Annotated in this window: 2 protein-coding genes; one reads left to right on the top strand and one right to left on the bottom strand. The window is 61.7% G+C overall.

The genetic code is table 11. From position 1 onward, the window contains the following. A partial coding sequence (locus tag RN01_RS32685) for an ESPR-type extended signal peptide-containing protein (RefSeq protein WP_255354668.1) occupies positions 1–2387 on the bottom strand: 2387 nt, incomplete at its 3' end. 942 nt (positions 2388–3329) lie between these two features. Between RN01_RS32685 and RN01_RS31500 the strand changes: the two genes are divergently transcribed. Beyond that, positions 3330–4663: ESPR-type extended signal peptide-containing protein (locus RN01_RS31500; RefSeq protein ID WP_255354667.1), on the top strand; the 1334-nt coding region annotated here is incomplete at its 3' end.

Here is a 4663-nt window from a genome sequence, read left to right as displayed (position 1 = left end):
GCTGCGGTGCCTGCCGCCATGGACCAACGCCCCGTGGCGCCGTCGTTGTTGTAGTTGCCGACCGGTGTGCCGGTGTCGTTGACGCTGTAGTAGTGCGTTTGCGCGGCTGCAATCGCCTGGTTGGTGGCATACAACTGGCTGCCGTTGATGGCGTCCGTGCTCTTGGCACTGACGTCACCGGCCGCGACATTGATGATCTGCCGTTCCGTTCCCGCGCCACCTACGGACACCACGCCGTTGGCTGCGGAGCCCGCACCGGCAAACGTATAGTTCTTGCCAACAATCGTGGTACCCGTCACGGTTGTGGCAGGGCGATCGGTCGAAGCGTTGCCCAGCACTACGCTGTTGTCCTGCGTAGTCGTCACACCACTGCCGATCACAAACGCGTTGTTGTTGGCGATCGTGTTGTTGTTGCCGAGGCTGTAGCTGCCGCTGCCCGTAATCGTGGTCGGATCGCCGAAGGCGCCGGAGTTTGCGCCGCTGACGACATTGCCGGTACCGATGCTGATAGTCTGCTTGCCCGTCGCCTTGGCGCCGTTGCCGATCGCAATACCATTGGTGACGGTCGATGCACTACCCGCAACACCAGCAACCGCGTTTTGACCGATGGCGACCGCGCCATTGCCATAGGCGGTGCCGGAAGAGCCGATACCCACACTGTTGGCGCCCAGTGATGCTGCGCCAGTGCCAACTGCAATGCCGTTGGGAGCGCCAGTCAGCGCGGCACCGTTGCCGATTGCAATGCCGCTGTTCGACGTCGTATCGGTGCTGGCCTTGTAGCCTTCGGCGATGGAGTATTGCCCGGCTGCAACGGCACCGGGGTTGGTGGCATCACCCGCGCCAATGGCGAGGGCATTCAACGCCGAAGCACTCGCCTTGTAACCCACGGCCGTTGCCTGGGCGGCCGATGCCACGGCACCGTGGCTGACGGCAAGTGTTTCCTGCGCGGAGGCGGTGGAACCGTATCCCAGCGCCGTGGCGTCCAGGCCGGTCGCCTGGGCAGCATAGCCCAGGGCTGCGGTCTGGCCGCTGGAGGCCTTGGTGTTGTAGCCCAGCGCCACCGAGTTGGAACCCGTAGCGCTCGAGGACAGACCCATGGCTACGCCAAAGTTTGTGGCAGTAGACGCCACACCGATAGCGGTGGCACTACCGCCGGAAGCCGATGCGTTCTGGCCGATGGCGATGTTGCCCGCATTGTTGGTGTCCGTGCTCAACCCGGCCTGAGCCTTCCAGCCCATGGCGATATCGCTGCTCCACCAGGCATTGGCACCCGAACCCAGTGCGACGCCATTGCTGCCCTTGGCGTTGGCGCCTACGCCGCCGGCCACCGAACCGTCCCCGAGCGCCTTGGTGTTGTTGCCAATCGCGGTTGCACTCAGTCCGCTGGCTGTCGCCAGCGTACCCACTGCCATAGCCAGCGAATTGTTGGCGGTGGCGCCATAGCCGATTGCCTCGGCAGCGTAAGGGGCCGAGACGCCCGTACCGTAGCCGTTGGCGGACGCGTTCGTACCGATGGCGATATCCGAGTTGTAGCTGGCGTTGGCGCTATTGCCAACAGCGATGGCACCGACGGATGCGGCACTCGCGCCCGTGCTCAGCGCAACCGTGTTGTCGGCGGTTGCATTGGCACCGGAACCTATTGCCAGCGCACCGTTACCCGTCGCGGTGGAACCAATCGTTCCGTTACCGCCAATCGCCACGGAGCCCACGCCACTGGACGTCACCGAGTAACCGATCGCCACCGAACCGGTGTTGAGCGCGCTCGCTGACTGACCGATTGCGGTCGACTCGTTGCCAAGTGCCTGCACGCCAGCGGAGTTGGCATGCCCACCGATTGCAATGGCGTCGGTACCGTTGGCCAGCGCCTGATCCCCGATCGCGACCTGCGAACCGCTGCCGTTGGCATTCGACGTGGTGCCGATTGCAACCGGCGAGCCACCGTTGCCTGTGCTGACCACTGCACTGGACTGAGCACCGATCGCAACCGGGCCACCGCCGTACTGCGTGGTGGCCTTGGCGCCTTGACCGATCGCCGTGGCGCCCGTCTGCGTCGGCGTTCCGCCCTTTCGGCTGGTTGCCGTTGCGCCGTCGCCGATTGCCACCGATTCGGTCGTGTTGGCCGATGCGCCCGCGCCCGTGCCCCCGCCAATGGCCACGGAGCCCGACCCCGTTGCCGAGGAACCGGTGTTTGACCATTGGGCAGAGGCAGTGACAGGTCCCAGAGTCGGCAGAAGCATGAGGCCAGTCATTGCTGCCTTGGCGATTCCGCGCGCGCCAACGGTACGGGTAGCTCGCTTGCCGTTCTTGCCATGTGACTTGGCCGCCTCGCTGGCCACTACCCAGGTATTCAGCGCCGAGTTCCAGATCAGGCGATAGATCTTGTTCACAATACTTCTCCATGCGGGCTCCATGAGCCCGCGAGCTTTGTAGATTCGATGAGTGGGAAGCTGCCTGGGCGACTGTGGAATTACGCGACAGATATCCGGCCTTTTTGTATTGCCTGCTGGCCGGCTATCGGTTATCAGTCATTTCGTCGGCGCGCTCTACACGGTTTTTAGCGGCCTTGGTACCGGGCGCTCGGATAAAGCCGCGCAAGGACGTGCGGTCCGGCCGACGTGTGCGATTGAATGGCTCTCATGGCATTACTAGAAGTAGTTCTATAGCAATGAATGAAGCTTCGCTTTAATCAGATATAAATACATTGCGACACGACGTCTTATTTCGCCGTAATATTCCTAATACATACGACGAAATTTCCCAAAGTAATGGGAAGTGCCCAATTCGCCCTACCATGAATAGCCGCCATTAGGGATCGCGGAATCGCCTCAAGCCGCAAGAACGGGGCAGCGCTTAAGAGCGCCGTTGCGGCCATGACTCGCAATTTAATTGCTTCATCAACCAAAAATTCGGTCAAAAATACGAGCGCCCGAGAGGCCCTCATGGCGCATGGATAACCTTCCAGGTTGCTCTGGAACGTTGTCGAGATGACTATGAGTCATATCTGCACTCGTCATCGAATACCTCTGCCGATGACATCGGTGCCAGCGCCCAATCACCAGTCACAATCCGTGCGACTAACCCGCACAGCGCTCCAACACACCAAGGTCAGCTGGGACCCGCTTCCGCGAAGATTAGGAAATTTCCTAGCGAGACGGTTGAATAATCCCAAAATCCAAGTCCTTCTATTCATTTGGGAAATTTCCTATAAATATCCCCCATTGGATTTCCCACACTCCAAGCAACGGCCCCGTTGATGAAACGGCCAGCCAATACACAAACCCCTTCGCGGAAGCCCAGGGATTGACAATTGCTAGAGTGAGTGAATCCAAATGAACAAGATCTATCGCCTAATCTGGAACTCGGCGCTGAATACCTGGGTAGTGGCCAGCGAGGCCGCCAAGGCACATGGCAAGAACGGCAAGCGAGCTACCCGCGCCGTGGGCGTGCGCAGAATGGCGAGGGCGGCAATGACAGCCCTCATGCTTCTGCCGGCTCTGGGACCTGTCACTGCCTCTGCGCAATGGGCAAACACCGGTTCCTCGGCAACGGGGTCGGGCTCCGTGGCCATTGGCGGGGGCACGGGCGCGGGCGCATCGGCCAACACTACCGAATCGGTGGCAATCGGCGACGGCGCAACGGCTGCCAGCCGAAAGGGCGGAACGCCGACGCAGACTGGCGCCACGGCGATCGGTCAAGGCGCCAAGGCCACCACGCAGTACGGCGGTGGCCCCGTTGCGATCGGCACTGCGGCCAGCGCTGTGGTTAGCGCGGGCAACGGTGGCTCGCCGGTTGCAATCGGCACCACGTCGAATGCCAACGGCAGCGGTTCGCAGGTCGCGATCGGGGATCAGGCGCAGGCTAACGGTACCGACGCCATTGCAATCGGTGGACATGCCAACTCCGCTGGCGTGCAAGCACTTGGCAATGCATCGACGGCGATTGGCCAGTCGGCGAGTGCGCTCAACACGGGTTCAGTGGCGATCGGCTATTCGGTGATGTCCAGTGGTGTTGGTTCGGTGGCCATCGGCGGTAACGGAACGATTGGCGCCGCCGCAACTGGCGACGGCGCTGTCGCAATTGGAACCGGAAGCAGTGCGACGACAGCAAGCACCATTGCGATCGGCAACAACACAAAGGCAACCGGCGCGCAGTCTCTGAGCATCGGCACTGGGAACGTTGTCAGCGGAAACAATAGTGGTGCGATCGGCGATCCGACCACCATCACGGGCAGCGGTAGCTACAGTCTCGGCAACAACAACACGATTGCCAACGACAACACGTTTGTGATCGGCAGCGGTGTGACGACTACGCAGGACAACAGCGTAGTGCTGGGCAACGCTTCGACCGATCGCCCTGCCACAACCGTGACGGGTACCACGATTGTTGGCAAGAACTATACGTTTGCCGGTGCGGGCTCCGCAGCCAACGGCGTGGTGTCCGTAGGCGGCGCGGGAACGGAACGGCAGATCATCAATGTCGCGGCCGGCGACGTCAGTGCCAAGAGCACGGACGCCATCAACGGCAGCCAGTTGTATGCCACCAACCAGGCTATTGCAGCCGCGCAGACGCACTACTACAGCGTCAACGACACCGGCACACCGGTCGGCAACTACAACAACGACGGCGCCACGGGGCGTTGGTCCATGGCGGCAGGCACCGCAGC

Source organism: Cupriavidus sp. SHE (assembly GCF_000812445.1).
Taxonomy (GTDB): Bacteria; Pseudomonadota; Gammaproteobacteria; order Burkholderiales; family Burkholderiaceae; genus Cupriavidus; species Cupriavidus metallidurans.
The sequence above is the reverse complement of the archived record's forward strand: the minus strand, read 5'-3'. Positions and strand labels throughout refer to the sequence as shown.